27 protein-coding genes are annotated in these 25,462 nt (G+C 45.6%); 9 read left to right on the top strand and 18 right to left on the bottom strand.

The genetic code is table 11. From position 1 onward, the window contains the following. Nucleotides 1–18: 18 nt before the first annotated feature. Nucleotides 19–225 carry a hypothetical protein gene (locus CEQ32_RS12655; RefSeq protein ID WP_037414301.1) on the top strand — a complete coding sequence of 69 codons (207 nt, stop codon included), beginning with the start codon at nucleotides 19–21 and terminating at the stop codon, nucleotides 223–225. Between the two features lie 23 nt (nucleotides 226–248). Here the strand turns inward: CEQ32_RS12655 and CEQ32_RS12660 are convergent, their stop codons facing one another. Both CEQ32_RS12660 and CEQ32_RS12665 read right to left on the bottom strand, forming a co-directional pair. Beyond that, nucleotides 249–506, bottom strand: coding sequence for a hypothetical protein (locus CEQ32_RS12660; RefSeq protein WP_037414299.1), 258 nt, complete (start codon nucleotides 504–506; stop codon nucleotides 249–251). Between the two features lie 110 nt (nucleotides 507–616). Beyond that, nucleotides 617–2,407, bottom strand: coding sequence for an ABCB family ABC transporter ATP-binding protein/permease (locus CEQ32_RS12665; RefSeq protein ID WP_037414298.1), 1,791 nt, complete (start codon nucleotides 2,405–2,407; stop codon nucleotides 617–619). Nucleotides 2,408–2,910: 503 nt separating this feature from the next. Here CEQ32_RS12665 and CEQ32_RS12670 point away from each other — a divergent pair. Further along, on the top strand, nucleotides 2,911–3,087 hold the full coding sequence (locus CEQ32_RS12670; RefSeq protein ID WP_011624090.1) for a hypothetical protein: 177 nt from the start codon (nucleotides 2,911–2,913) through the stop codon (nucleotides 3,085–3,087). A gap of 50 nt (nucleotides 3,088–3,137) precedes the next feature. Here the strand turns inward: CEQ32_RS12670 and aroG are convergent, their stop codons facing one another. From aroG to CEQ32_RS12695, 5 genes are all read right to left on the bottom strand, one after another. Next, entirely contained in the window at nucleotides 3,138–4,196 is a 1,059-nt protein-coding gene (aroG, locus tag CEQ32_RS12675) for a 3-deoxy-7-phosphoheptulonate synthase AroG (RefSeq protein WP_037414295.1), read from the bottom strand. A 307-nt stretch (nucleotides 4,197–4,503) separates the two neighbouring features. After that, on the bottom strand, nucleotides 4,504–5,691 hold the full coding sequence (locus CEQ32_RS12680) for a tetratricopeptide repeat protein (RefSeq protein WP_037428499.1): 1,188 nt from the start codon (nucleotides 5,689–5,691) through the stop codon (nucleotides 4,504–4,506). Nucleotides 5,692–5,809: 118 nt separating this feature from the next. Then, nucleotides 5,810–6,157, bottom strand: a complete 348-nt coding sequence (locus CEQ32_RS12685) for a hypothetical protein (protein ID WP_037428501.1) — start codon at nucleotides 6,155–6,157, stop codon at nucleotides 5,810–5,812. A gap of 115 nt (nucleotides 6,158–6,272) precedes the next feature. Next, complete coding sequence (locus tag CEQ32_RS12690; protein WP_037414289.1) at nucleotides 6,273–7,523, bottom strand: ammonium transporter; 1,251 nt, start codon at nucleotides 7,521–7,523, stop codon at nucleotides 6,273–6,275. 10 nt (nucleotides 7,524–7,533) lie between these two features. Next, nucleotides 7,534–7,872, bottom strand: a complete 339-nt coding sequence (locus CEQ32_RS12695) for a P-II family nitrogen regulator (protein WP_011071066.1) — start codon at nucleotides 7,870–7,872, stop codon at nucleotides 7,534–7,536. A 326-nt stretch (nucleotides 7,873–8,198) separates the two neighbouring features. Between CEQ32_RS12695 and CEQ32_RS12700 the strand changes: the two genes are divergently transcribed. Continuing rightward, on the top strand, nucleotides 8,199–8,741 hold the full coding sequence (locus CEQ32_RS12700; protein ID WP_037414286.1) for a hydrolase: 543 nt from the start codon (nucleotides 8,199–8,201) through the stop codon (nucleotides 8,739–8,741). 51 nt (nucleotides 8,742–8,792) lie between these two features. On the opposite strand, the gene CEQ32_RS12705 is transcribed toward CEQ32_RS12700, so the two are convergent. The 5 genes from CEQ32_RS12705 to CEQ32_RS12730 all read right to left on the bottom strand — a co-directional run bounded on the left by CEQ32_RS12705 (nucleotide 8,793) and on the right by CEQ32_RS12730 (nucleotide 15,146). Further along, the gene (locus tag CEQ32_RS12705) at nucleotides 8,793–9,527 is read right to left on the bottom strand and encodes a DUF1566 domain-containing protein (RefSeq protein WP_037428504.1); all 735 of its coding nucleotides are present in this window, start codon (nucleotides 9,525–9,527) and stop codon (nucleotides 8,793–8,795) included. Between the two features lie 97 nt (nucleotides 9,528–9,624). Further along, nucleotides 9,625–10,434 carry a hypothetical protein gene (locus tag CEQ32_RS12710; protein ID WP_037428507.1) on the bottom strand — a complete coding sequence of 270 codons (810 nt, stop codon included), beginning with the start codon at nucleotides 10,432–10,434 and terminating at the stop codon, nucleotides 9,625–9,627. Nucleotides 10,435–10,568: 134 nt separating this feature from the next. Continuing rightward, nucleotides 10,569–11,273, bottom strand: a complete 705-nt coding sequence (locus CEQ32_RS12715; protein ID WP_037428509.1) for a LysE family translocator — start codon at nucleotides 11,271–11,273, stop codon at nucleotides 10,569–10,571. Between the two features lie 102 nt (nucleotides 11,274–11,375). Beyond that, the gene (locus CEQ32_RS12720) at nucleotides 11,376–12,206 is read right to left on the bottom strand and encodes a helix-turn-helix transcriptional regulator (RefSeq protein ID WP_037428512.1); all 831 of its coding nucleotides are present in this window, start codon (nucleotides 12,204–12,206) and stop codon (nucleotides 11,376–11,378) included. Between the two features lie 858 nt (nucleotides 12,207–13,064). Continuing rightward, nucleotides 13,065–15,146, bottom strand: a complete 2,082-nt coding sequence (locus CEQ32_RS12730; RefSeq protein ID WP_088586141.1) for a TonB-dependent receptor — start codon at nucleotides 15,144–15,146, stop codon at nucleotides 13,065–13,067. Between the two features lie 456 nt (nucleotides 15,147–15,602). Between CEQ32_RS12730 and CEQ32_RS12735 the strand changes: the two genes are divergently transcribed. Then, on the top strand, nucleotides 15,603–15,962 hold the full coding sequence (locus tag CEQ32_RS12735) for a hypothetical protein (protein WP_226871825.1): 360 nt from the start codon (nucleotides 15,603–15,605) through the stop codon (nucleotides 15,960–15,962). On the opposite strand, the gene CEQ32_RS12740 is transcribed toward CEQ32_RS12735, so the two are convergent. After that, the gene (locus CEQ32_RS12740; RefSeq protein ID WP_088586142.1) at nucleotides 15,934–16,908 is read right to left on the bottom strand and encodes an IS481 family transposase; all 975 of its coding nucleotides are present in this window, start codon (nucleotides 16,906–16,908) and stop codon (nucleotides 15,934–15,936) included. The genes CEQ32_RS12735 and CEQ32_RS12740 overlap by 29 nt on opposite strands. A gap of 226 nt (nucleotides 16,909–17,134) precedes the next feature. On the opposite strand from CEQ32_RS12740, the gene CEQ32_RS12745 reads away from it, so the two are divergent. Continuing rightward, nucleotides 17,135–17,479, top strand: coding sequence for a hypothetical protein (locus CEQ32_RS12745; RefSeq protein ID WP_226871826.1), 345 nt, complete (start codon nucleotides 17,135–17,137; stop codon nucleotides 17,477–17,479). A 34-nt stretch (nucleotides 17,480–17,513) separates the two neighbouring features. Here CEQ32_RS12745 and CEQ32_RS12750 read toward each other — a convergent pair whose 3' ends face one another. Beyond that, a complete protein-coding gene (locus tag CEQ32_RS12750) occupies nucleotides 17,514–18,464 on the bottom strand; it encodes an HAAS signaling domain-containing protein (protein WP_088586143.1) in 951 nt (316 codons plus the stop codon). Nucleotide 18,465: 1 nt separating this feature from the next. Next, a complete protein-coding gene (locus tag CEQ32_RS12755; protein ID WP_039978743.1) occupies nucleotides 18,466–18,822 on the bottom strand; it encodes a PadR family transcriptional regulator in 357 nt (118 codons plus the stop codon). A gap of 304 nt (nucleotides 18,823–19,126) precedes the next feature. Between CEQ32_RS12755 and CEQ32_RS12760 the strand changes: the two genes are divergently transcribed. The 4 genes from CEQ32_RS12760 (at nucleotide 19,127) to CEQ32_RS12775 (ending at nucleotide 22,418) form a co-directional block, all read left to right on the top strand. Continuing rightward, nucleotides 19,127–19,732, top strand: coding sequence for an excalibur calcium-binding domain-containing protein (locus CEQ32_RS12760; protein WP_088586144.1), 606 nt, complete (start codon nucleotides 19,127–19,129; stop codon nucleotides 19,730–19,732). Between the two features lie 207 nt (nucleotides 19,733–19,939). After that, a complete protein-coding gene (locus tag CEQ32_RS12765; RefSeq protein ID WP_037431766.1) occupies nucleotides 19,940–20,287 on the top strand; it encodes a thioredoxin family protein in 348 nt (115 codons plus the stop codon). A gap of 188 nt (nucleotides 20,288–20,475) precedes the next feature. Further along, nucleotides 20,476–21,453: a transposase gene (locus CEQ32_RS12770; protein WP_088586145.1), complete on the top strand. Its 978-nt coding sequence runs from the start codon at nucleotides 20,476–20,478 to the stop codon at nucleotides 21,451–21,453. Between the two features lie 302 nt (nucleotides 21,454–21,755). Continuing rightward, the gene (locus CEQ32_RS12775; protein ID WP_037429972.1) at nucleotides 21,756–22,418 is read left to right on the top strand and encodes a hypothetical protein; all 663 of its coding nucleotides are present in this window, start codon (nucleotides 21,756–21,758) and stop codon (nucleotides 22,416–22,418) included. Nucleotides 22,419–22,864: 446 nt separating this feature from the next. Here the strand turns inward: CEQ32_RS12775 and CEQ32_RS12780 are convergent, their stop codons facing one another. The 3 genes from CEQ32_RS12780 to CEQ32_RS12790 form a co-directional block, all read right to left on the bottom strand. Beyond that, nucleotides 22,865–23,368 (bottom strand): NifB/NifX family molybdenum-iron cluster-binding protein, encoded by a 504-nt coding sequence (locus CEQ32_RS12780; RefSeq protein ID WP_037429974.1) that lies wholly within the window; start codon nucleotides 23,366–23,368, stop codon nucleotides 22,865–22,867. Continuing rightward, complete coding sequence (locus CEQ32_RS12785) at nucleotides 23,365–23,661, bottom strand: DUF134 domain-containing protein (RefSeq protein ID WP_037429976.1); 297 nt, start codon at nucleotides 23,659–23,661, stop codon at nucleotides 23,365–23,367. The genes CEQ32_RS12780 and CEQ32_RS12785 overlap by 4 nt, the downstream gene beginning before the upstream one ends. 175 nt (nucleotides 23,662–23,836) lie before the next feature. Then, entirely contained in the window at nucleotides 23,837–25,330 is a 1,494-nt protein-coding gene (locus tag CEQ32_RS12790; protein ID WP_037429979.1) for an ATP-binding cassette domain-containing protein, read from the bottom strand. Between the last annotated feature and the right edge of the window lie 132 nt (nucleotides 25,331–25,462).

Below are 25,462 nucleotides of genomic sequence, written 5' to 3' on the forward strand. Positions count from 1 at the left end.
TATTGTTAAGGAAACACTGTGAAATCTAGCTTTGTAAGCCAAATGTCTGACAGCAAAACTGCCAGCACAAGCTGTAAGAGCTGTAATCGCTTAACAGAGATCGAAGGCGAGCTGTTGTGTTTTCGTGAAGGTCAAGTCATTCGTCTGAAACGAATTGACGACTCGACCAATAAATTCAATCTGCTGTGTGAAGGTTGGAAGGCTGGAAAACCCAAGGGGATATAATTTTATATATCCTATTATTCTGCTTAACAAACACCATGAATATCAGCGTTATATTCATTCGTTCCACGAATAATCCCAGCCAGTCCCATATCTAGATTCAGTTTGGCCAGCGTTAACCGTCTTGTTGTCACTTTCAGACCTGCATTGAGCTCAGCATGAATTCGTTGTAGCGAATCATAATCTACACCGCGCTTTTGAAGCGTTGCCATAATCGCAAACCAGTCTGTGCTGACTTTCTCTTCTCTGCCTTCAATATTGACTCTTAATGCCATATTTTCCATGCCAAGCACCTCTTATGATTATTTGCTTGGATTCGAGTATAGAGAGCCTTAGCTGAATAAAAACTGAATTGTCGCAACGCTATTAGACTTACAGCAAACGCTTTTGATAATTACACCAAGAGCTGTTGTTGTTCATTTTGTATCCGCCACAACTTAGCGTAAAGGCCGTCCTGGGCTAATAATGCTGTATGATGTCCCTGCTCAACAATTTCGCCTTTGCTTAAAACAACAATCTGATCAGCATCAACAATAGTCGATAATCGATGTGCAACCACTAAGCTGGTGTGTCCTTTGGCCACCTCGCGAAGGGCCGTTAAAATAGCCTGCTCGGAGCGACTATCGAGGGATGAAGTCGCCTCATCAAATACTAACACTGGCGATCCTTTTAAGATCGCGCGAGCAATCGCAACTCGTTGTTTCTCGCCACCTGAAAGTTTTAATCCCCGCTCACCCACTTTGGTATCCCAACCCTGTGAAAGTGAAGCAATAAAATCTTCTAAATGAGCGAGTTTAATAGCATCGCGCACTTCGTCATCACTCGCATCAGGGCGACCATAACGAATGTTCTCAACTAAAGAATCATTAAATAACACTGTATCTTGTGGCACTATCGCAATCGCTCTGCGAAGCGCATCTTGTGTTAACTGGCGAATGTCGTGTCCATCAATCAAAATACGTCCTTGCTCTACATCGTAAAAGCGGAACAATAGTTTGATTAATGTGGATTTTCCCGCACCGCTATCCCCAACCACAGCGACCTTTTTACCCGCTGCAACTTTAAAACTAACATTACGCAGTATGGGTCTGTCATCATAGTTAAAACTGACCTGCTCAAAACTGAGCTCGCCACGGGAAGGGTGAAAATCTAATGCATCAGGTTTATCTATAATACTAGGGTGTTTATCCAGCAAACTGAACATCCGCTCGATATTGGCTAAAGCGCCACGGATTTCACGGTAGACAAATCCCAAGAAGTTTAGCGGCATAAAGAGCTGCATCATAAAAGCATTGATCAGCACAAAGTCACCTATGGTCATTTCATTGTTGGTCACTTTATAAGCCGCTAACGCCATCATCGCCGTCATCGCTAAGGCAATAATCAGCGCCTGCCCGCCGTTGAGGGCAAAAAGCGATAAACGATTCTTACGCTTAGCGACTTCCCATTGTTCTAGGGCCTGATCGTATCTATCCGATTCATATTTCTCGTTATTAAAATACTTCACGGTTTCATAATTCAGCAGACTGTCGATAGCGCGGGTATTCGAGAGGGAGTCGGCCTTGGCGGCATCGCGCACATATTCGGTACGCCACTCGGTAGCAATGACCGAAAACCAAATGTAGGCCATCACGGAGGTAAAAGTGATAGCTGCAAAGGCAAGTCCATAATTAAAAAAGAAAATGCCAATGACCATGGCAATTTCTAACAGCGTCGGCACTATGTTAAACACCATAAAACGCATCAAAAAGCTCACACCACTGGTGCCACGTTCAATGTCTCGCGATAAACCGCCCGTGCGTCGCTCTAGGTGAAAATCCAAATCGAGTCGATGTAGGTGATCAAACACCGCAAGGCCTAAACGCCGAATAGCCCGCTCTGTTACTCGACCAAATAAGGTATCGCGGATTTCCCCCGTAATGGCAGTTAACAGTCGTACTGCGCCATAGGCCAATACTAAGCCGATAGGCACACTCAAGGCCTGCGCTGTTTTATTAACATCTAAAGTATCGACTATATCTTTGAGAATAAACGGCAAACCGACACTAGCAAGCTTAGCAACAATAAGGCAAGACATCGCCAATGCCACACGCCCCTTATATTCAAGCAAATAGGGCCAGAGCAATTTAATCACATGCCAATTGAGCTTATCGATGGGACCTTCAAAGTACAGTGTTGGACGCATATATCTAAACCTTTGCCTAAGTCGGTCAATTGTAACAGCATGGCGAATAATAAAGTGAATCAAAGGATAAAGTTTTAATAAAATCAATCAGATTTTTCTGACAGACAAACCACTTATCACTTGGCACAATTACCACTTATACCAGCTGCCAGTACTGAAGTAATGAGACGTCTTTAATTAGATATCCGCATAGAAGTGCCTCGATATAAAAATGTCACACTAACGACTTACCCTAGGAGAAATCACTAAGGGCTTATTAACGATAAGAAATGCCATAGTTGCAAGGTTTTATCCGAATAATGAACGCTAAAATAGGCTGCGATAACATGGATTGGAGTGTTGATTATTTTGTCGGTTTTACCCAAAATGCCCCATGGACTTAAGTTCACTAGCAGCAGGATTTGCAAACCTCTGGCCGCAGCAGCGAGCGAAGCAATATGCTCTGTACTCGTTTTGCGATAACACTAAGATAACTCAAATAAATCAAGATCGAAGGATGCTTTATGTTGGATTCAGCCAAAGTTCAATACCCGCCGTTACCACTGATCCAAACTTGGGTGTGGATGATGATCGAGTCAGGGAATCCAGAAATTCAGGACAAAGGCCGAAATAACCTGATTGCCGCTTTTGGTAGCTTAGCCAAAGCGAACGAATATTTAGCCGAAATGAGCAAAAAATAATAAAAATAAAGGCGCTGGGATAGCGCCTTTGTTTTTGATCTTTATGCGTATTAATCGCGCTGACGACGCTCAATTACACTCTGATTTAACACCGCTAACAAACGTTCCGTATCTTCCCAGCCAATACAAGCATCGGTGACACTCTGACCATAACATAAGGCTTGACCTTCGATCAGATCTTGGCGTCCCTCGACTAAGTGACTTTCAACCATCACACCGAAAATTGCCTTATTACCCGCCGCTATTTGCTCAGCAACCTCGTTCGCAACCTGCATTTGACGTTGATATTGTTTACTGCTGTTGGCGTGGCTAAAGTCGATCATGATGTTGTCGACTAGCTTAGCCTTTTTCAACTGCTCGCTGATTTGCGCCACATGGCCTGCGCTATAATTTGGCTCACGGCCGCCACGCAAAATGATATGACAATCAGGATTACCTTTGGTCGACACAATCGCCGAATGGCCAAATTTAGTTACTGATAAAAAGTGGTGCGGCGCATTCGCGGCGCCAATGGCATCAATCGCCACCTTAATCGTGCCGTCGGTACCATTTTTAAAGCCTACTGGACAAGATAACCCCGAGGCCAACTCGCGATGTACTTGTGATTCCGTAGTGCGTGCACCAATGGCGCCCCAACACATCATATCCGCCACATACTGCGGGGTAATCATATCGAGAAACTCACCCGCGGTCGGCATGCCAGAGTCATTCAAATCGACTAAAAGTTTACGCGCAGTACGCAAACCATCGTTCAGTTTGAAGCTGTTATCCATATAAGGATCGTTAATGAGGCCCTTCCAACCCACTGTGGTACGCGGTTTTTCAAAATACACACGCATCACCACTTCGAGCTGATCTTGATAACGTTCTCTTAGCGCAACCAGTCGCTGGCCATATTCCAATGCGGCTTTAGGATCATGAATAGAGCAAGGGCCAATAACGACTAACAAACGATCATCTTGACGAGCAAGAATGTTATGGATGCTTTGGCGGGCGTTAAACACAGTTGCAGCAGCGTTTTCGGAAGCAGGAAATCGTTCAAGAATCGCAATCGGTGGAAGTAACTCTTTGACTTCATTAATGCGAACGTCATCATTTTGGTAATACATAATTTACTGCTCCAACTCTCGTGTTTAGGCTATTTTTATCGCTGCAATAGGGATCTCGACTGCAATACTGAATTCAATTTATCCAGTCTGAGCCGCTAATGCAACCAAGTTGTCTCCATTTCAAAAAATCAGCTATAACATCTTGTTTTAACATATTTTTAAAAAGTACAAATCCAAATATTTCAATGTGATATGCAAACTAAAGCCAAGCAAGTGTTGGGGTTGGAAGCAAGCGGTGATGAAAGCGGAAATAAAAAACCTCCTTTATCAGGTATTAAGCACAAACAAAGGAGGTTGAGTTAAGAATTTAGTGTTGCTGCATGGCCTGTAACTTGGCCTGATAACGATGCTTATCTGTGGCTTCGCGGCTCAATGCCACCGCCTTTTCCATATTCTGTTTAGCGCGTTTTTCATCACCCAGCGCCCAATAGGTGCGTGACAGACCAAAGAAAAACTCATGGCGATAATCGGCCTTATCGACCGCCCTTTGATACCAAGCGAGCGCCTCACGGTATTGATGCTCATCGTAGGCCTGCTCGCCCATATCATAGTAGTAATAAGGGTTACGAATGCGCGCTAATTCAAGCACTTTATGGATCTGTGCCCACTCATCTAAACGCCCCTGTTCACCTAAGATCACCGCTAAGTTATAGAGGGTCGTCATATCGCTAGCATCAAACTTAAGGGCGTAGCGATAAACTTGCTCTGCACGTTGCTCATCGCCCTTGTGGCGATAAATCACGGCTAAAGTGTTGAGTGCAGGGATAAAGTGTCCAGATTTTAAACCCGCTTTAATCAGCGCATAGGCGCGGTCTAAATCGCCTTCGACTAAAGATTCGGCGGCCATATTGTTGTAAAACATAGTCGTTAAGGTCTGGCGATTGATTTGCACTTTGTTGTAGCCTCGCAGGGCGCGCTCGGGCATAAAGTCGACCAAAATGGCATGGGTCGACACATAAACTGCATGCACGCTTGAAGCGGGTAGCAAGCGTAGATTGACATGGCCATTGATCAGATAAAACTCTCCCTGTTTATCCCAAACGGGTTCAATCGCAATATCCTGAAACTCAGTGCCAATCTTAAAAATATCCGCTAGCGCCGATGTCATGACCACCAACGACATACAATTTCCCGCACGCTGGGCGAAGGTTTCGCTGGCTGTTTGAGTCAGATTATCTTGATAGTGAAAGTCGCTGTGGCCACCATCTTGGTTAGCATTGATATAACTGGCTAACCATTCGTGCACCGCGACGGGATTTTTCGTCGAGAAGCTATAGCGATCGTAGGCACGCCGGACATCGGCTATCACAGAGGGCGGAAGACTAAAAATATCCTCGACGCGAGGAATATTATTAACCGGTGTAAACAACGAATCGGCAAACAGGGCATCTATCTCATTATCACTAGGTTTGGGAGCTGTCGAGCTGCAACCCAATAATAGTAAAAGTAATAATGAGTAGAATATACCGCTAGAGATGGTGCGCAGTTGTATCATGATACGTCCCCCAGACCATAAGGCTCCTATTTGAGCTTATTACACTTGGCCAAAAAGACGTCATTAAATGGTTACAAAAAATAACGACCTGTCGCATAGGATTGCGGCAGTTTGAGAGTTAACGCTGCGCCGGAGGGTCAACCTTGATATACACATCCTGCTGCTGATAACGGTAAGGACGATAGTTATCTTGGCCACAGCGAAAGTAACGGTATGGCTGCATCTGCACGATACACCCAAGGGGCAAGGCTTGCAGAATTTGAATTTGCTCCTGTCTTCTCAAAGACTCCTGCCATTCATTATCTTTCAGCACTTGGTCGCGAACAGCAAAAGCATCGAAAGGCTTATCCGAGCGAGTCACCACAACTTGCCCCGCAAAAGTGGGCAAGGCTAAGAGAGCACTCAGAATACCCCCAAACAAACAGGTGCGTCTGAGTTGTCCAGTGGAATCAAAGATTAAGCGCATCATTCGCTCCTTGTGGTATCAGCATGACAGTCGAAGACCCATAAAAAAAGCAGAGCACTTGGCTCTGCTTTACTATCCTCTTATCCCTTAGAGGCATCAAGTGTATCAGCGCGAGTTAGCCCGCACTTTTTACAGTTACAAACTCTGGGTAAGCATCGATACCACAGTCAGATGCATCCATACCGTTATATTCTTCTTCCTCAGAAACACGGATACCCATGGTCATCTTCAGTACAAACCACACCGCAAACGACGCGCTAAATACCCATGCGAAGATAATCGCTGCACCCGTTAATTGCGCCGTGATAGTAGCGTCGGCATTTGATAACGGCACACACATTAAACCGAGGAAACCCGCTACGCCGTGTACAGAGATTGCGCCGACTGGGTCATCAATCTTAATTCTGTCCAAACCCACGATAGAGAACACCACTAAGCCACCGGCAACAAGGCCAATCACACCCGCCATCAGCAGTGAAGGCGACAGCGGATCGGCGGTAATTGCCACTAAGCCCGCCAGAATACCGTTGAGGATCATGGTCAAATCAGCTTTACCCCAAATCATTTTGCACACAACGAGGGCAGAAATAGCACCAAAAGCGGCCGCAGTGTTGGTGTTCACAAAGACTTTAGCGACAGAGCTAGCGTTAGCCGCATCTGAAACCATCAACTGTGAGCCACCGTTGAAACCAAACCAGCCCATCCATAGAATAAACATCCCTAAGGTCGCCATTGGCAGGTTAGAGCCTGGGATTGGGTTGACTTGGCCGTTAGGGCCATATTTGCCCTTACGAGCACCGAGCAGTAACACCCCAGCGATAGCCGCCGCAGCACCTGTCATGTGCACAATCCCGCTACCCGCAAAGTCCACAAAGCCTAAGCTAGAGATAAAGCCTTTACCCCAAGTCCAGTAGCCTTCTACAGGGTAGATAATGCCTGTCATCACCACGGAGAAGAACAGGAAAGCCCATAACTTCATCCGTTCAGCGACGGCGCCAGAGACAATCGACATCGCCGTTGCCACAAACACCACTTGGAAGAAGAAGTCTGATTCTAAGGCATGGTTTGCATCGCTAGCTTGTGAGCCAATCAGCGTACCGAGTGAAGGCAACCAGCCACCTTCAGCATTGTCGACATACATAATGTTGTAGCCAACCAATAGATACATCACACAGGCAATCGCATATAACACCACGTTTTTAGTTAAAATTTCGGTGGTATTTTTAGAGCGTACCAAGCCAGCTTCGAGCATGGCAAAACCCGCTGCCATCCACATAACTAAGGCGCCAGAAATCAAAAAATAAAAGGTGTCGAGTGCAAAGCGCAGTTCAGAGACTGTCACGCCTAATTTTGTTAGTTCTTCCATCTTCCGCCCCCTATAGCGCTTCAGTGTCGAGTTCACCCGTACGAATACGGATGGCATGTTCTAAGTCGATAACGAAAATCTTGCCGTCACCAATTTTTCCCGTATGAGCCGCAGTGGTAATCGCCTCAATCAGCATGTCGAGATTTTCTGCTTTAGTGGCAATTTCTAGTTTGACTTTTGGCAAAAAATCCACCTGATACTCAGCGCCACGGTACAACTCTGTGTGCCCCTTTTGACGGCCAAAACCTTTAACCTCGGTCACCGTCATCCCCTCAATACCAATTCCGGCGATAGCTTCACGGACATCATCCAATTTAAATGGCTTGATGATAGCGCTGACTAGTTTCATCCTGACCTCCAAAAAAACGCGATTGTTATTAACTTGTAGCCAAGATAATTCAATCATTAGGCCATAATTTTAATTAATTGATTTAAAAGAAATAATAAAGAATACACTTGAATTAACCGATTAAAAATGCACCAGACTTGTGCAAGCGTCGAGGCAGCGCACTCTTTTAGTGAGCAATTTAAGTGCACGGCATATTCGACTTTTGCCCTATTGGTGAGGCTGCTCAATTAGGGTTTACTAACAGTGTAAAAAACACACAATTCACAAAATAAGCAGAGCAAACGCTAAACGATGCCTTTATTCCACCCGCGCAGAAGGAATACCCGATGTTAAAACCCGAAGAATGTGTACTCGTTATCGTCGATGTGCAGGGAAAGCTCGCTCAGATCATGGATAACTCAGCCAAGCTTCATCAGCAGTTGAGTACACTCATCCAAGGCGCGCAGCTGTTTGAAATTCCTATCCTTTGGCTCGAACAATTACCCGCCAAACTAGGCTCGACCACTGAAGAGTTAAAAACCTTACTCGAAAAAACCGGCTCACCCATTGCCAAGCAACACTTTAGTGGTTGGTATTGTGATGAATTTGCTAATGCGTTAACCCAAACTCGGCGGAAACAGGTGTTGCTCGCAGGGATAGAAACCCATGTTTGCGTATACCAGACTTGCCGTGATCTGCTCGATCAGCACTACTCAGTGCATGTCGTCGCCGATGCAGTTTCTTCCCGCAGCGTTGACAATAAACAACTGGGCATTCAAATGATGACCGCCAAGGGAGCCACGCTGACCAATGTGGAGTCACTATTATTTGAACTGCAACACGAAGCCCAAGGCGATAGATTTAAGGCGCTGATAAAGTTGATTAAATAAGGTTGATTAAATAAGACGAGAAGAGAGCTTGTTCAAGCTCTCTTTAGCGGGTCAAAACGCGGCGACACAAACAGCAAATTTGGCACTATTGGCATAACTGCGAAAACTATAACCGCTGGGGGCGACCGAGATAATGCCGACCTCGAATTCGGTCTCATACACTGTGCGAGACCAAGAAGGGATTGTCGAGCTCCACTGCGCACGTTGATAGGCTGCGCGACTCTCGCCATCCCCATAGAGGGTATTTAACTCCTGCTCCGTTGGCCTGCGCCAATTGTCTTTACCAGCAAACTCGATTGAGGCCAATTTTTGGCACCAGCGGTCAAACTGACCGTTAACACCAACCTTGGCCTCATTGCCCTTGGCCGCTTCGGTGCCGGGTAAGATAACGCCCTTACCGTCCTGACGAAACTGCACATATTCTCCTCGGCTTGGGCCAAACACAAATTCCTCCTGTACATTAAATGTCATCGCATAGGAATCGCCACTGTTGTCGGCATCATCTTGTTTTAAGTAACCCAAGGCGTTCATCACAGCGATAGAAGGCGAACTGCTAAACCATTTAGTTTGGCGATCACTTTTATCGTAAAGTGCTTTGATTTTTAAGCAGTTGGTTGATGCCAGAGTGCGGTCGTTATTGTCTAGGCCGCCATCAAAGCTAGTATCGATTGGCGTACCTTCGACATGGCCGCACAGTGGAATTTGCTCTTTTTGGCGACATTCAGTTAGTAAAAACAACAGCACTATGGCAGTGCCGAAAACGGCGATTTTGGCGGGATTAATCATCACAACAAACCTAAATCCTGTGTTGATAAAAGACAGCTACAGGCAACCTCGATGGCATTCGCATCAGGGAATTGCCTTAAGCGAATGACCAATTAAGCTATAACGCCTTAATCACAGGCTCCTGCACTAGCAATTGATCGTTTTTGTAAACATAAAGTCTACCCACTGGACTCTCTTCGGCGCTGAGCACTATCACATCGCAAACATAGCGATAGGGACCACTTTTAAACTGGAAGGAATGATTACCGCCAGTACCCTCGCGCACCAATTGACCCTTTTTGAGGACTAAATCAGGTTTCTCGCTCAGGGATTTACCCTTTGCCCAAGCGGCATAACGATATTGGTTATTATCGATGGCATCGACACGTATGGTAAATCGCGCGGTTTCCCACGCGAGTACTGGGCTAGCAAATTCGTGCACACTCTCGTGTAGCATCAATTTTTGCTGCGCGATTAGCTCGTCTCTTAATTTGGCTTCCTCTGGGCTTTGATAATTAATGCTCGAGATTTTGCCATCAAAGTCCAACCAAACACTGCCGTGATCGAGCATAATGCCGCGCCAGCCCATAGTCTCCCAGTTGTTCTCTGTGGTCGAATTGGCAATTTGACTCAGCAACTTGCTATCAAAGACTTGCTGGAATCTCGTCAGCATTTGCTGTGGATTTTGTATATCGGGGAGCGGATATTCCCGCTTGAGAGGATAAGCAATCTGCTTGGCAATCGCCTGACGATCACCCGCCTTGGCCGCATCAATCAAGGCTTGCACCTGCGGCACATATTCCGCTTCTAGTGCAGCCAAAGCCTGTGGCGCAAGGCTTAGACTCCCCAGCAGCAAGCCTGCAAAAAGCCCTAAGCGCGAAAGTCGAAGAATAGCTGAATATGTTCGAGAAGACAGAGCATGAGGCATGGCTTATTCCTTTAAAGTCAAAAACATCCAAATTAAGACTTGGCAAGGATAGCATAGCTAAGATGGGATAAACATAAACAATCCCATCCAAGACTATGTGTTAAAAGCCGAATCACAGCCTCGCTCAGTTCTCATTAAGCCAACAGCAAACTAGACACTATCGCCACTGCGACCGACATAAAGATCACCCCAATCACCCCATCGATGATAGGCGTCAGTCGTTGCAGCTTTTGCTGCACCTTGGCCTTAGAGAGCATCAGCGCCAAAAAGCCAAACCACAGCAGTGACAACACAAATAACAACAGCGCGGCGGCGACTTTAGTCACGGGCGTCACGCTGGGAGTGATCAGTGCGGAGAATAAGGTTATGAAAAACACTAAGGCTTTAGGATTCAATAAATTGGTATAAAGCCCTCTCATAAAACCCTGTTTAGCTGACAAAGCGTCGACCGCGCCCGCCATTGACATATCAGCGCTGTTTTCCGATGTCGTTGTGAATCCAGAAGGATCGGCGCCCTCACCGTTCAATACGGTTTTGGGTTTACTGAAAAAAGCCACCGCGGCCTTTAGTGCGCCAAATCCCATCCACGCCAAATACGAAGCGCCCAGCAATTGCACTAAGAGATACAAGGTATGGGAGCTTTTAATCACTAAACTAACGCCGGTTAAACTCAAAATGGTATGGGCTAAAATCGCCGCCGATATCCCGACCGCCGTGGCGATTGCGGTGTTTCGCGGCTGTGAGGTGGCAATCTTCACCATAATGGCAAAATCCGGCCCGGGGCTCACTAAGGCAACACAATGAATAACAGCTAAAGTGACTAACAGGGATACATCCATCAATACGGCTCCGCAAAACAAGAAAAACAGAAAGTCCAGTATGACTAAATCGCCAGAGCTTGCATTGTAATAAATTGCACGCCGCTAATTTACCGAGACAAATTAAAGCATGCGCCGCTGGAATTGGGCGGGAGAGAGTAAAAAAGCCTGCTTAAACGCCTTATTTAGATGACTCTGATCGAAAAAGCCTAACTGCTGTGCCACATCTACCACCAGTGCGCCATCGGTTAAGGACTTTTTCGCTAACTCTAATCGCACCCGCTTAACGTAGGCATGGGGCGTCATCCCCGTTGCCTGTTTAAACTGCCTTAAAAATTGAAACTTACTCAGGTTGACCTCATTGGCTAGACCTTCAAGCTGAGTGTTTTGCCAAGGTTCATCGTGGATTTTCTGTTTGATTCGATTTAACTGCTGCCATGATAGCCCCCTATCCTGCTCAAGTTTAAGCACTCCTGCCGGATGGCGCGTTAATAACAGCTGCATAAAATTCAGCAGATGGGACTCGGCCGCAAGCTCAGAACATTGGCCTTGGATAAGCAAATCATGCAACTGGATAAAGTACTGATATAACGCGGGGTCATCCACCATAGGTGCATTAAAGAAATGGGCCTTCAGCCCTAACTCTAGGCTGATACCATTCATATATTCCACGGGGATCGACATCACCTTAACCCGATAACCTTCGGCGTCGCGGCTTTGTCCATCGTGGGTTTCATCGGGATTGAGGGTCGATAGCCCATGTCGTCCTAGCTGATAATGGCAGCCCTTATTGATAAATTGCTGTGCCCCTTGAGTCACCACGCCTAAGTGATAATCCAGATGCACGTGTTTATCAAAACTGAAATGGGTAAATTCCGCCTGACTCAGTTCAATGCCCGAGAGACTGGGATGGCGCCAGTAATTGATATTTTCAACGGGAGTCACACGGCTCATAGGACAAGCTTCATCTCACAGGGCAAACACAACTTTAGATACTACTCATTCTAGCCGCCGAGCTCTTGGTCGGAATAGTAAATTATTGCAGCGCCCTCCCAAAAAATGCCAAATGGCGGATGAGTGCGAATGACTGCCGTGGCCGTCTTGTGCCTCAATGGCATGGCCTTCGCTATTTATAGAAGCCACTGCGACCGTGTTCGATAACGCTTTAAACCACAAAGCAAAGTAATTGTGTTAGTTCAATAAAGTAGTGTTTTAGGTCAATGTTAGTTATATCAGCGGGCAATACCAGTGAGATCACATGGTATAACAGCTCACGATCGTGCTTGATGTTTAACGCCCGAAAGTCACCCTTGCGCTAAGTGACAGAGCACTTTCAACGGAGAAATAATGCAAATACTCGCCATTGGGAGCCTATTGTTCAAAGGTGGTGTTATCCCTTTAAATAATAGAATCTTGTCCGTCTCTTAGTAGTGTCATCTGCCAGCGTTGCCCCTTATTAGCATTGTTCACTTGGTATTGGGCTGTTAAGTGGCTTGCCTTAAACGTTGCCATTCACCTCGTTGGTAGAAGAAGCGGTAACGGAAGTGGCTAATGCCATGATTAAACTTCAGGAGATAACGGCAGCGATCCGTTTAATATTCATCACCAATTTTAGTATTGAGTGTTTGAGGGTATTCCCTTAAAGAGCGCCTACAACCCCAATGTCTAACATGACTAACTATCTTGATTTTAAAAATATTTTATTTGAGCTAGATGTCGAAATGATGATGTTAAACAGAATAGAAACGCTAAGTTTATCCTAGGTGCAGAATAAACTTAGCGTAAGGCTGGCGCTAGCAATGGTCACTCAAGTTAGAAACGATAACTGACACTCACCCGTACCATACGCGGCTCAACGGGATGATAATGCAAGTCTTCCACACCTTCAGCTGGCTCACCCGCTAGACGAGACTCGTAGAAATAATCGATATCGTGGTCTTTGCTATCAAATATATTCAATAGCTCCAGCTTAGTATCGAAGCCCGATAACTGATAACCCAGGGCAAGGTTAACTAAAGTCGTGTCATCGGCTTTATGCTCATCAAAACTATCGAGGATCCGCTCACCTAAATATCTCAGCCTGACACTGGTATACCAACCATCGCCATCGGGACGGTAGGTAATGCCCGCACTGCCAACAAAGGGCACGGCACCATCGACATATTTGCCTTCATCGAGTTCATTTTCGGTAAAACGGGCACGAGTCCAGGCCAGTTCCATATCTAAGCTCACATCATCGTTAAGCCAATAATAGGCCGTGATTTCAGCGCCGTAACGCTCAGAGGCGCGGCTTGGTTCGGTATTGCCCGCATCGCCAACGAAGAGTAGTTCAGAGTCGAGTTCCAAATACCAAAGCACGGCAGAGAAGTTAATAAAGTCGCGATCATAGTATTTGACCCCAAACTCGCCACCATTGGATCGCACTAACAAATCGACCTTTTCAACCGGATCGCCCGTGACTGGGTCGACCTTAATGGTTGCGCCGCGGGCATCGTTAGAATGCAATCCCTGCCCCGCATTCATATAGAGTTCCAGATTATCGTTCACTAGGTAGGAAGCGCCCGCCTTTAAGCTCAACATACCATCGGAAGCATCGCCGCTGTTGAGGGGATTATCACTATCGACCTGCACATCGAAATAGTCGTATCTCAAGCCTAAATTCAAACGCCATTGGTCAGCAGGCAACCACTCCAGCTTGCCAAACAATCCCGTAGAGAGTTCCTGCACTTCATCGAGTCTCACAGTGCTGAGGCGTTCCCGTGCTTTGGTGTTATATAAACCCACGGCACCAATATCGTCGTAGCGCACATCGGCACCTAGACTGTAATTGATTTGTGTCCCCGCCAGACTCATTTGCCAGTCGCGTTTAATATCGCCGCCCCAAATGGTGCGCTCATCGACCTGCTCAAATTCATCGCCATTGATGGGATCGTTTAAGAAGTAGGTAAAGTTTGAAAACAGATCCATGGTCGAGCGAATGGCATAGGCATTGGCCTGCCAGTTGCCAGCGTCATAATTCGCCGAAATACTGTAACGACTGGCCTCTCCGCCCACATCGGTATCGAGTGAACCGTAAAAATCAATCAGCCCAGACTCCACCGCCCGCGCCGGAATTTGATCCGCCGAATTCCAGCTGTTGTCGTAGGCCATCATAGTGAGGCTAAAGTCCCCGCCATTAAGCTTGGTAAGATAGCGACCTACCACATTGATCTTGCTGACATCCTCCTTAATATCACTCCAAGGACCATCGTAAGCCTGTAATTCTGTTCCTAAAATAAATCGGCCAACCTCGGTCTTCATATCCTGAGTCGCCACCAGCCGTTGATAACCGTATTCCCCTAAGGTCACCCCAACTTGGCGATAAGCGAGTTCATCGGCGAGCAGAATTTGCGCCGCACCCGCGCCAGAAAAGTCTGCCACTTCAGGATAATAAGCTCCTTTGGCATAACGTATTTCCCCTAACAGCTCGGGGATTAAAAAGTTAAGATCCGTATACCCTTGCCCATGCCCGTGAGTCCGCATATTGACCGGCATACCTTCGACGCGAGTATTAAAATCTGTGCCATGGTCTAAGTTAAAGCCACGCAGAAAATACTGATTCGCCTTACCCGAACCACTGTGCTGAGTGACGATCATCCCGGGGACAAACTCAAGGATCTCCCCCGTGCGCAGCAGCGGGCGACTCTCGATCTCCGCCGCACCCACTATCCCTTCCGACGCCGAAGTACTATGGCCTAAGGTATTAATTTGCCTGCCACGCACTTCTAAACGCTCGATTTTATCCAGATCATCAGCAAGAGCTGTGGCCGATAAGCCGCTAAGTGGCAATAAACATAGGCCAGTTAAATAGACTTTAGCTGGCCGTGTTTTTAAAACGTGTTGTTTTAGTTTCATTGAGTGTTTCCCGAGTCAACGAGTTGATGACGCGGATTTAACACTGTCTTCACAGCACAAAAGCGGATCTAGCTCAAACTCCAGTGAGAGAAAAATCGCCAACGACATTTATCTGTCAAATTTATGTGCTGAGTCGCACATTTTTATCAACAAAAGGACAATTTGTCCGCCATCAGATCACATTTTGTTGCCGATATTGAGGTTTTTCACCGTTCGAAGAACAAGGGAGAATAAAGCTAAGCCAGTGAATTAGGATGGCTATACTCTATATAACCAGAGCTCACTATGCGTACGACAGAGTGCCTTGATATGCGCAAAAATCTGCGCATTCAGTCAGAAAAAATTTTTCTTTTCAAAATAATCATTTATAGCATTTATTTAGTTTGTTGAGTTTAGATTTTTCGACACTCGTTACCCCGAGTTCAGGTTATATAGTCAATATTAAAGGGAGTGAGCATGCCGTTTAGGAACCTTGCGGGTATATCCAATATATTAATTGGAATCGTCTTTTGCTTAAGCGCCCAAGCGAGTGAAACCACACCGTCACCAACAGGGACAACTGTAACGGATAAGCCCATATTTACTATGGCGTTTTATGAGGATCCTGAACATAGCTTTTACTTTAAATGGGCCGAACTCATTTATAGCCATGCGTTAGAGCAACTGGGTTATCAATTTAGTTATGAACTCGTACCCGCAATTCGAGCCAGCAAAATGCTGGAGTCGGGTAAAGTCGATGGCGAACCCGGTAGAGTGTTCAACTATGGCGATAAAGTACAACATGTGATTAGGTGTCAGGTCCCGGGCGATTGGTAGGTCTTATCCGAAATAATTCCGGTGAAGCTTGGTAATACTCTTTGAGTTTATCCAGCGGTGTAAGATGATTCAATGCCTTCTGTGCAATGAATTGATTATACAGCCGCTGATAACGCTCAAGTGTGGCCGCTAGATCTCCTGAGCACTCGAACCGAGTTTCCTTCAGCAGCGTGGCAATTCGCCCATTGAATCGCTCGACCATCCCGTTGGTTTGCGGCTTGCCCCGCTTAATCAGCCGATGTTCAATTTGCTGCTTGTTGCATACCACGTCAAATGGATGGTGGCCTGTTGGCTCTCGCTGACCCGTAGCGCAGTATTTATCGGTAAACTCTTTGCCATTATCGGTCAGTACAATGCTGAGCTTGAAAGACGCTTTGCGTACCAGCCGACTTAAGAAACCACTAGCAGAGCGGGCGCTCTTATCTGGCAGGATTTCAAGATAGACCCATCTCGAGGCACGGTCGATTGCTACAAACAAGTACTTCCTGCGAGTTTCATCAGGCATCTGAGGTAAGTATTTGATGTCCATATGGACATAGCCTGGTTCATAATCTTTGAAGGACTTAGGCGAAGTGACTGGCTCGGTTTCAGGGAGCAGCGCTTTTAGATTACCCACATTATTGCGAACCAAACATCGACTTAAGGCTGAGCGAGATAATTCAGGAAAGATAAAGCGTCTAACCACAACCAACAGGTCATCCAATGGCAGCAAGAGAGTCTTGCGCAGCTCGACAATTAGCCATTCTTGCACAGGGTTGATAACCGTCTGCAAGCGGTGTGCAGTGTGAGAGCGGTCTTGGTCATTATCGCGGTCCTTCCACCGACGGATGGTGGTTTCAGACACACCAAGCTCCTTGGCCAGCACCGCAACGGACTTTGTAGACTGTTGGATCAGTTGACGCGTTTTTGGGGTTGTTGCCGCATTGGCATGGAGTTTAATGTTCACGGAGCTGTTCCTGAAGTTGGTTAATAAAGTCTTCCATCCATCGAGTAGATTTAACCAAACGATGGCTGCGATTGTCTAACCAATCATCAGGGACCCAACAATTAGGGTTGAAGAACCCATTATCGAAACACATTTAATCGCCTTTAGTAATAATCCGAATATCAAGCTTGCTGATTGGCAATCACTAACCGCAGCAAACTATAAGGTTGAATATTACCGAGGCATATTGCGAGTAGAACAAATCCTTACAGCGCTTATCCCAGAAGCACGGCTTAGTGAATCATCTTCACCCATTAACTCATTTCGAAAATTACTTCATGGCCGGATTGATATCTACATCGATTCAGAAATAAGTTCGCAACTCCTTCAGCAAACTCCTGAGTTTAAAGATGGCCTGATAAAACCGATAGCGACCTTGGAGGCAGTCACAAGCTATGGTTATTTAAACGAGCGCCATAGCCAACTGGCTATAAACCTTGCTGCACAACTCAAAAAAATGAAGCAGCAGGGTTTATTTGAACTTTACAAGCAACAAGCGCAAGCCAGTATTAGCAGTAAGCAAAACAAATAATCACTCACCACGAATCACGCCACGATTTAAGCCTCTAGCTTGCGATTAACTTACGCCACCTCAACAGATCACGAATACATTCGTAACTGGGGAATAATGCGGTAACCAACAGGGCATGACTTAACCATTTATCTAACTGTTGCACTGTAAAAAGGCCATTTAAGTCAGATCCTTGAACCTGTAACAATGGCGAGTTAAAGGCCAGAAAAACAAGAAATAACGCATAGGCTAGATTAATCCCCATATTCGTTAGCAATAATGTTTCCGTCCACACCTGACGGCGCAGTTGCCAAAAACTATTCAAAATAGACAGCAAAATAATGGGGCTAAACCATTGCAGCAATTGCTGCACATTAACACTGAAGATAACTGAACGTGCCGCTAGTTGCTCGGCACTCATCCAGACACTACTCCAAATTACCATGAGTAAAAAAAGATAAGTCGCTAGATCAGAAAATACGTCACTAAAGCGGATATGCTGCCAAGAAGGCGCCACTTTGGGCAGTTGTTGCGGTTGCCAGTCTTTACTACAGCCAGCGGAAATTGATTTTCCCTGAATTGAAAAACTCCAAAATGACAACACAATTACCGTAAATGCAAAGCAAGCATCACCGATAAAACCATGGACAATATGCAGCAAAAATCCCAATAAACTCACTTCACTCACCCCAAGCCATTGGGTCGCACCGCCAATCACCTGCAATACAAATAAGACGCCCAGTACCATATACAAGGTGTACTTAAACAAAGAGATATCTTCATTAGCCACTATGGGGCTTGGTGGCACAAATTGCCAAGCGACCTGTGCCGGATGTCCCATTTGCTTTAACACTGCGGCGATTTGTGATTCCGACAGCTCACCCTGTTCAGCAAGGGCATCCAATTGATCACAGATATTAGCTTTGAGTTCATGACTAATTTCCTGACGTTTATCTTCGGGCAATTCCCGTTGCACAGCGGCAATATAACGGTCAACTAATTCCATATCAGTTTTCCTCTGTATTCTCATCGGTAACCTGCCCTAGCAAAAATGCCAAGGCACCATTAAGTTGCTGCCATTCCTCGGTTAGTTGGCTAAGTAGCTCAGCCCCCGATGATGACAATTGATAGTAACGGCGTTCTCGTCCTTCAGCCTGTCGCCACTCACTGTCTAACAATCCCTGTTCGGCTAAACGGCGCACTAGGGGATAAAGCGTCCCCTCATCAATATCGATACCGCCGTCCTGCAACTGTTTGCGGAGCGAATAGCCGTAATGGGGTTGTTTTAATAATCCCAGTACCGCCAACACTAATACGCCACGGCGTAACTCGAGCCGCATTTTGACTAGCTGTGAACTTGTCATGATCAATTCCTATGATTAACACTGTGCCACACATACTATGTGGCACACAGTAAATACTATGCGACACACAGTAATATGACAAGTTTTTAGCGCAAAATTTAGTCAAAACGGTTTAGTGACTTGTTTTTCAAATCAAATAAACCACAAGGTACTAAGGCCATTGCCCGCATAAAGCAAAGTGCATCAATCACGGGACAACTAAGATACAAATTGCCAAAAGGCTGTAACTTGAGTAACTTAGCTGGCAGCCTTTTATGCAAGTAAATCCAGTTAGGCGCAGAATCAACTCATAAGGAAACAATCAATGCTCATGGAGAGAGGCGTACTAGTACGCTGGAACGATGAAAAGGGATTTGGTTTTATTCAGCCTGATAAAAGTGGTGATCGCGATGTGTTTATCCATATCTCAGTGCTTAAGAAGATGGCGCGAAAACCGAAAGTCGGCGATAGCATTTTATACCAAACAGAAGTCCAGAATGACGGCAAAATTAAAGCTGTAATCGCTTCAATAGAGGGCGTTGCGGTACTAGCAGCAACCCCCACATCAACAACCGCAAGCCGAACGCCGCAGGTCAATCGAGGCAACAAAAGCACCAACAACACTCAGTCATCATTCAACCGTTTGATTTCACTATTATTACTTGTTGCACTCGCAGGATTTGGCTATAAGGAATTTCAACAACGGCAAGAAACTATTGTTGAGGAAAAACCAGCCGCTTATTCCGAAGTGCAATCTCCAAGAACAGTCGAACCTCAATTTCACTGTGAAGCAGGTAAAACCCATTGCAGCCATATGCGCTCCTGTGCCGAAGCGACCTTTTACATTCAAAATTGTCCCAACACGCAAATGGATGGTGATGGCGATGGTATTCCCTGTGAAAGCCAATGGTGCAGCTCATCCATGTTGTAACGAGGTAAAACAAAAATGATAAATACGCTTTCGCATTGGATCGATAAGCTCAGCGGAGCACAAATAGCAGGACTAATAGTATTCGGCATTATCATACTGACGGTGGGTCTATTTTTCGTAGGCTCATTTATCGGCAGCAGTGCCGTAAAAAGGGGATTAATTCCGTGATACTCTGCCTGTAAAACCCCAAATTCGATAGGATTGTCCATGCCGACTGCCGTTATCCACACCCTTGAAACACCCGAGCAACTGGATGCCATACTAAAGCAATATCCAGCGGTATTACTGCTATTTGGTGCACCAAGCTGTGGCGTGTGCCAAGCGCTTAAACCACAAATCGCCGCTATGCTAGCCAAAGATTTTCCCAAAATGCAGCTAGTCTATATCGACTGTGAAGCTCACCTTGAGCTTGCCGCGAGATACCAGGTTTTTAGCCTGCCCGTGGTAGAAACAATATTTTATGGCAAAAGCTTTGCGCGCTTTTCGAAGGTGTTTTCCCTCGGCGATCTAAAAGGAGCGATTGCCCGCCCCTATAAATTACTGAATGCAGAATAACTGTCACCAAGTAATAAAGAATCATACTGAAAAGGCAGCTAACACATCGGTGTACAGCCTTTTCTAAAGCATTTATGCCCCCAAAACATCAAAACATGCAAAACATCAAAACATGGACACCCAACCTTAATAGCGAGGTAGCTAACCTCCGACTATGCTTTGGTTAAGCATTAAACATGGAGGTTTGTATGCCGCGCCCTCGCAGAACTCAGATAAGTCTTGAAGACACGCCCTATTACCATTGCTGTAGCCGCGTGGTGCGGCGGGCATTTTTATGTGGTGATGACAGTTACTCGGGTAAAAATTATGACCATCGTCGAGGTTGGGTAGAATCGCTAATGTTTGAACTTGAAGCTGTTTTTGCTATTGATATCGCAGCCTTTGCCGTGATGTCTAATCATCTGCATCTGGTGTTGCGAGTCGATATCGAGACGGCAAATCGTTGGACTGACCGCGAAGTGCTTGAGCAGTGGCATAAGTTGTTTAAAGGCGATGAGTTAACGCAAAAATTCGCTAAAGGTGAGTTAGTCGAAGCCCATCAGGTCAACCGATTAAAGCACTCAATCGCCCTTTATCGTAGTCGTTTGTGTGATATCTCATGGTTTATGCGCTGCCTTAACGAACCAATAGCAAGGCAAGCAAATCAAGAGGATAACTGTACAGGTCGTTTCTGGGAGGGGCGATTTAAATCGCAAGCCCTACTCGATGAAGCTGCGGTATTAGCCTGTATGACCTATGTTGATTTGAATCCGATTCGAGCGCAACTTGCTGATACACTAGAACAATCCGACCATACCAGTATCCAACTACGTATTCGGGCCGCATTAAAAGGTGAGCAGCCGAGTAATCTATTACCGTTTATTGGTAACGAGTGTGACAACCAACCCAATGGCATTGCGTTTTCCTTAACCGATTACCTTCAATTGGTGGAAGATACAGGCCGAATCATTCGCAATGATAAACGTGGAAGCATCAGTGAAAATAGTGGTAAGTTACTGACCAGATTAAATATCCCCCATGACAATTGGCTCAAATTGACTACCGAGTTTGGTAAGCTATTTCATGGTCCAGTAGGCACATTACAAGAACTGACTCATTACTGCGAACACTTAGAAAAGCGACGACGGCACTTTGTCGCAAGCTGCCAGCACTTTTACAGTGACTGACAACTGCTTATATCCCTTCGACAACAATCATTGCCTAAAACTTCCCAAGCACTATGGGATGACTTACCTCGTCTGAAATACACTATTTTTTAAGGAATTAGCTCAATTTATTACCTCAGATGCTATCCCTGTGACTTTTGATGGTTCTTTTTTGAACAATATTAACTTTACAAGTTGTAGGTAAACGGAAAGTGCATTATGTTATTGATTTAAAATGGGTGGCTCGATTTATTTGCTCGATTTATTTGGAACAGCGCAGCGCATAAATACTAAGACGTTATACCTAAAGTAGATTTTCGAGAATGGAAGAATTATTCAAAATAATTTCAGAGAAACCTGAATATGCTGCGTGGGCATTTGGGGTAGTAAATGCACTCTGGTTAGCTTTTCTATATTTTAATAAGAAGCGTCACGAACGAGAGCTTATTGCAGTTAAGCAATCGTTTGATCTTGATCTAGAACGGAGAAAAAAAGTCTTCGAAATGAAGGCAGCGCAATATGAATCATATTTCAGACACATTGATGCCATACACAATAGGCACCAAACTGATTATCAAAATGTATTCCTCCCGATAATGAATCAGTTTATGTCATCGTATTTGCATGCTTGTGATCGTAACGATGAAGCTGAGGCAACAACTGCAACTATTAGATTTTCTGAGGAAATATCAAAAATAACTCGAGACGGATTCCTAGAGCTTCGAGTTATTGAGTCCGAGACTAATAGCCTTCGTTTAACGGCAAGTGACGAAGTGGCAGTGTTGCTTGACGAAATCAAGGAGTTATACGATCAGCTTTTTTCGATATCTGGAAAGATGATGTCAGATTTGGTCAAAATAACGATAGAGAATAACCAAGACTTGGCGGCGGAGAATCAAGCTGAGCTTATGAGAGTTGGTGAGCTAGCCAAAAGCAAGGCGAAAGAACTGCGAGAACAAATGCGTAATGATCTTAAGCAAATATAGGTATAACAATCACTTGCAGGCATACAGCTGGTGCTTTTTACGTACATATAGCAAATGGATAGTTAAAATTAGCATTGGGTCTACAGTGACCGTCGGCGACATGGCAGCTCATTCACATCCATGTGATCGCTGCATTAGTACATCCTGTACCGCAGATGTCGCCGTCGAGCCTATAGGGATACTTCATGTTAAATAAAGAGGCGGCGTGTCACTTTGGAAACAATGGCAATAAACTTCCTGAGTAGATAAAAGGCTATTTCGCTTTTGTCCCGAAGTGAGCTACAACGAGTATGATACTTTAATACTCGGTTGTAGCTCGATTCGGACTGAGTAGTAGCAATTAGTATAAATCTTTATTTTGGGTCATGTTTAATCTAAACGGTACTCACAGGGGTAATTGATTGTTTAGTATCAAATTTTATTCCGCACCTACAATAACGCCATGACTATTTTGATAATCTAAAACCACTGTATGCGATGGGTTTAGCTAAGGTTAAGCTTGGCTGCGCTTGAGTCATGCTCAACAAGGTTTGAGTTGTCTTTGCCTTACCGCCGCAGCCACAACTTCCTTTAGCACCACAGCATCCGCCCTTGGCTAAATGTTTTAGGGATGCACGCCCCTGTGATGCCTCGGTTAAGCGCAAATTCACCTCTTTACTCTGAGCAAGCAGCGTGGCAATCGATAGTTGATTATCCCCTCGGCTCACACTGATCCCTGCATCGAGTAACTTACCAAGCATACGCTCACCAATATGTTGCACCACCACAATGCTGGTGTGCTGGGCGCGAATGGCATCTAACAAGGCTTTTTTATCTTGGCAATTGCCGCCAAGGGCGGGGTTCGGGATAGAAAGTAAAAGCTGATGATTTTCATCATAAAAATGGACTTGCTGCGCCTTAGTAAAATGGCTGGCAAGCCGTCCACGGCTAATAGGCAGGGCGATAATCATATTGGGTCCTTATCGTTTGAAATAGGTAATTTCAGCACCAGCCCTTGGGTGATGGCGGTCGCCACTTTTTGGCGAGCACTGGCGAGCAGATAACCAAAGGTTTGCCGCGAGATCCCCATTTGCGCTGCGGCCTCAAGCTGGCTTAAGCGCTGCACATCACCAAGCTCCAAGGCTTCAAACTCGTCGGCAGCTAAAAGGATTTGGGATAAGTTAGCCGCTGGTATGCCATTAGGTTTAAACAGACTACAGGGCACACAACTCGATAATTGACGGCACTTTTTGGGTCTGGGCATTTGTAATTGCACCTCAGGGGCAAATGTTAGAAAGCAATCGAGTATTGACGCTCCCTTTGAATAGTTTTTGGCGTACGCCAAAAACTATTATGGTCATTTATCACTTTTAAACCGAGGTTGTTATCACAGTTTTACTCACCATGATGATAAGGTTCGGCTCGATAGCTAATTCGAGTTACACATCGGCACCCTCACTAATCTCGACCGAATAACCTTCTTCCTGTTTGATAAAATCGACAAAGTTTTTAATGGCTGGCAAGGCATCTTCCCTATGGTGGGAGACATAAAGCAATTGGCTAAGATGGTGCTCGGCAATCATATTCAGCGCCCGCATTACCAAAGTGCGATTGATAAAGTCGAGCCCTTGGTAGGGTTCATCCAAAATCAACAATAACGGCTGTTTAATCAAGGCCCTGCCTATAAGCAATAGCCGCTGCTGGCCGTAATCCAATTGCTTAAAACCCGTGCTGGCAAACTCACTCATATGCAGTATCGCTAGCCATTCCTTCGCCAAATCGACCTGAGGTTTAGTGGGCTTATGGTACAGGCCGATAGAATCGTAAAAACCCGATAACAAGACATCGAGCGCCGAACAACTCACTCGGTATTGCAAATGCAAGGCCGATGACACTATGCCAATCCGTTGTTTTATTTGCCAAATACTCTCACCACTGCCTCGTGGACGCCCAAAGAGGGTGATATCGTTACTGTAGCATTGGGGATGATCGCCCAAAATCAGCCCGAGTAAGGTACTCTTACCGCAACCATTTGGCCCGCGCACTTGCCAATGTTGGCCCGCATTAATCCGCCAATTCACACCTTTAAAAATCAAGCCGCTAACATATTCCACCTTGCCATTTTTAATCTCAACTAAGGGATCAAAGGCTTCAGCATTGTGACGTTGACGCTCCATCAGCGCTAAAAGCTCGGCACTGCGGCTGGCCGAAAGTGCATTTAGATGCGCCATCACAGGGTGACTATGCCACTGCTCAATCGACATAGGTGTACTGAGTTGATGCACATGCTGACCCGATTTGAGCATATCGCTATTAAACAGTGCCACATGGCTAACACAGGGTGGTAACTCTTCTTGGCGGGAGGTGATAATAAGCAACTGAGTATATTCGGCAATTTCAACTAACAGCCGTGATAGGCTGAGTTGATGCTCGCTATCCAACCCAGCGTAAGGGTCATCTAAAATCAATAACTCAGGTTCAGTTGCCAGTGCCCTCGCTAACATCACCCGCCGGGTTTCACCAGTCGATAACTGTCTAAATCCTCTTTGCGCTAAATGTTCGAGTTCCACTTTTTGTAAAAAGGTGCTCAAACGTTCAGTATGCAGACAAGATTCCAGCACTAATGATTCAACCGTTGAACCATAGTCGAGTTCATCCTTTGCTAGCTCACGTTCAAGTAATGCCTGCTGTAAACCGAGTGACACCCAACCAATTCGCGACGGTAATCCAGATATCTCGCCTTCATCAGGCTGTATATCACCCGCTAATATTCGCCCAAGGAGTGAGCCGCTATAGCTGTCGGTCGCAAAAATGGCCCAATGTTGCATCGGCATTAACTGCCAATCTTCAACGACTAGCAGCTCATTGCCACGACCGTAGCGCAACCCTTTTACAACAAGCGTTTTATCCCCGTACGTAGCACTATTACCCATCCCACTTCCTTAGGTATTCAACCCGATTAACATTGACTCGACTGAATATGCGTAAAATTTGTCATGGCATTGATACTACTGAGTAAATAAGCAGAATGGAATGCCAGCCAGCAATCGCTCAAACACTGATTA

Origin of the sequence: Shewanella sp. FDAARGOS_354 (assembly GCF_002209245.2) — a bacterium.
Classification (GTDB): domain Bacteria; phylum Pseudomonadota; class Gammaproteobacteria; order Enterobacterales; family Shewanellaceae; genus Shewanella; species Shewanella xiamenensis.

What these genes read in the sequence shown, in the direction of transcription:
- CEQ32_RS12670 (WP_011624090.1), top strand. Translation starts at nt 2,911, where the DNA reads ATGTTGGATTCAGCCAAAGTTCAATACCCGCCGTTACCACTGATCCAA.
- CEQ32_RS12735 (WP_226871825.1), top strand. Translation starts at nt 15,603, where the DNA reads ATGCCGTTTAGGAACCTTGCGGGTATATCCAATATATTAATTGGAATC.
- CEQ32_RS12750 (WP_088586143.1), bottom strand. Translation starts at nt 18,464, where the DNA reads ATGGAATTAGTTGACCGTTATATTGCCGCTGTGCAACGGGAATTGCCC.
- CEQ32_RS12695 (WP_011071066.1), bottom strand. Translation starts at nt 7,872, where the DNA reads ATGAAACTAGTCAGCGCTATCATCAAGCCATTTAAATTGGATGATGTC.
- CEQ32_RS12775 (WP_037429972.1), top strand. Translation starts at nt 21,756, where the DNA reads ATGGAAGAATTATTCAAAATAATTTCAGAGAAACCTGAATATGCTGCG.
- CEQ32_RS12700 (WP_037414286.1), top strand. Translation starts at nt 8,199, where the DNA reads ATGTTAAAACCCGAAGAATGTGTACTCGTTATCGTCGATGTGCAGGGA.
- CEQ32_RS12715 (WP_037428509.1), bottom strand. Translation starts at nt 11,273, where the DNA reads ATGGATGTATCCCTGTTAGTCACTTTAGCTGTTATTCATTGTGTTGCC.
- CEQ32_RS12770 (WP_088586145.1), top strand. Translation starts at nt 20,476, where the DNA reads ATGCCGCGCCCTCGCAGAACTCAGATAAGTCTTGAAGACACGCCCTAT.
- CEQ32_RS12730 (WP_088586141.1), bottom strand. Translation starts at nt 15,146, where the DNA reads ATGAAACTAAAACAACACGTTTTAAAAACACGGCCAGCTAAAGTCTAT.
- CEQ32_RS12765 (WP_037431766.1), top strand. Translation starts at nt 19,940, where the DNA reads ATGCCGACTGCCGTTATCCACACCCTTGAAACACCCGAGCAACTGGAT.
- CEQ32_RS12685 (WP_037428501.1), bottom strand. Translation starts at nt 6,157, where the DNA reads ATGCGCTTAATCTTTGATTCCACTGGACAACTCAGACGCACCTGTTTG.
- CEQ32_RS12660 (WP_037414299.1), bottom strand. Translation starts at nt 506, where the DNA reads ATGGAAAATATGGCATTAAGAGTCAATATTGAAGGCAGAGAAGAGAAA.
- CEQ32_RS12785 (WP_037429976.1), bottom strand. Translation starts at nt 23,661, where the DNA reads ATGCCCAGACCCAAAAAGTGCCGTCAATTATCGAGTTGTGTGCCCTGT.
- CEQ32_RS12690 (WP_037414289.1), bottom strand. Translation starts at nt 7,523, where the DNA reads ATGGAAGAACTAACAAAATTAGGCGTGACAGTCTCTGAACTGCGCTTT.
- CEQ32_RS12780 (WP_037429974.1), bottom strand. Translation starts at nt 23,368, where the DNA reads ATGATTATCGCCCTGCCTATTAGCCGTGGACGGCTTGCCAGCCATTTT.
- CEQ32_RS12760 (WP_088586144.1), top strand. Translation starts at nt 19,127, where the DNA reads ATGCTCATGGAGAGAGGCGTACTAGTACGCTGGAACGATGAAAAGGGA.
- CEQ32_RS12665 (WP_037414298.1), bottom strand. Translation starts at nt 2,407, where the DNA reads ATGCGTCCAACACTGTACTTTGAAGGTCCCATCGATAAGCTCAATTGG.
- CEQ32_RS12710 (WP_037428507.1), bottom strand. Translation starts at nt 10,434, where the DNA reads ATGCCTCATGCTCTGTCTTCTCGAACATATTCAGCTATTCTTCGACTT.
- CEQ32_RS12720 (WP_037428512.1), bottom strand. Translation starts at nt 12,206, where the DNA reads ATGAGCCGTGTGACTCCCGTTGAAAATATCAATTACTGGCGCCATCCC.
- CEQ32_RS12705 (WP_037428504.1), bottom strand. Translation starts at nt 9,527, where the DNA reads ATGATTAATCCCGCCAAAATCGCCGTTTTCGGCACTGCCATAGTGCTG.
- CEQ32_RS12755 (WP_039978743.1), bottom strand. Translation starts at nt 18,822, where the DNA reads ATGACAAGTTCACAGCTAGTCAAAATGCGGCTCGAGTTACGCCGTGGC.
- CEQ32_RS12680 (WP_037428499.1), bottom strand. Translation starts at nt 5,691, where the DNA reads ATGATACAACTGCGCACCATCTCTAGCGGTATATTCTACTCATTATTA.
- CEQ32_RS12790 (WP_037429979.1), bottom strand. Translation starts at nt 25,330, where the DNA reads ATGGGTAATAGTGCTACGTACGGGGATAAAACGCTTGTTGTAAAAGGG.
- aroG (WP_037414295.1), bottom strand. Translation starts at nt 4,196, where the DNA reads ATGTATTACCAAAATGATGACGTTCGCATTAATGAAGTCAAAGAGTTA.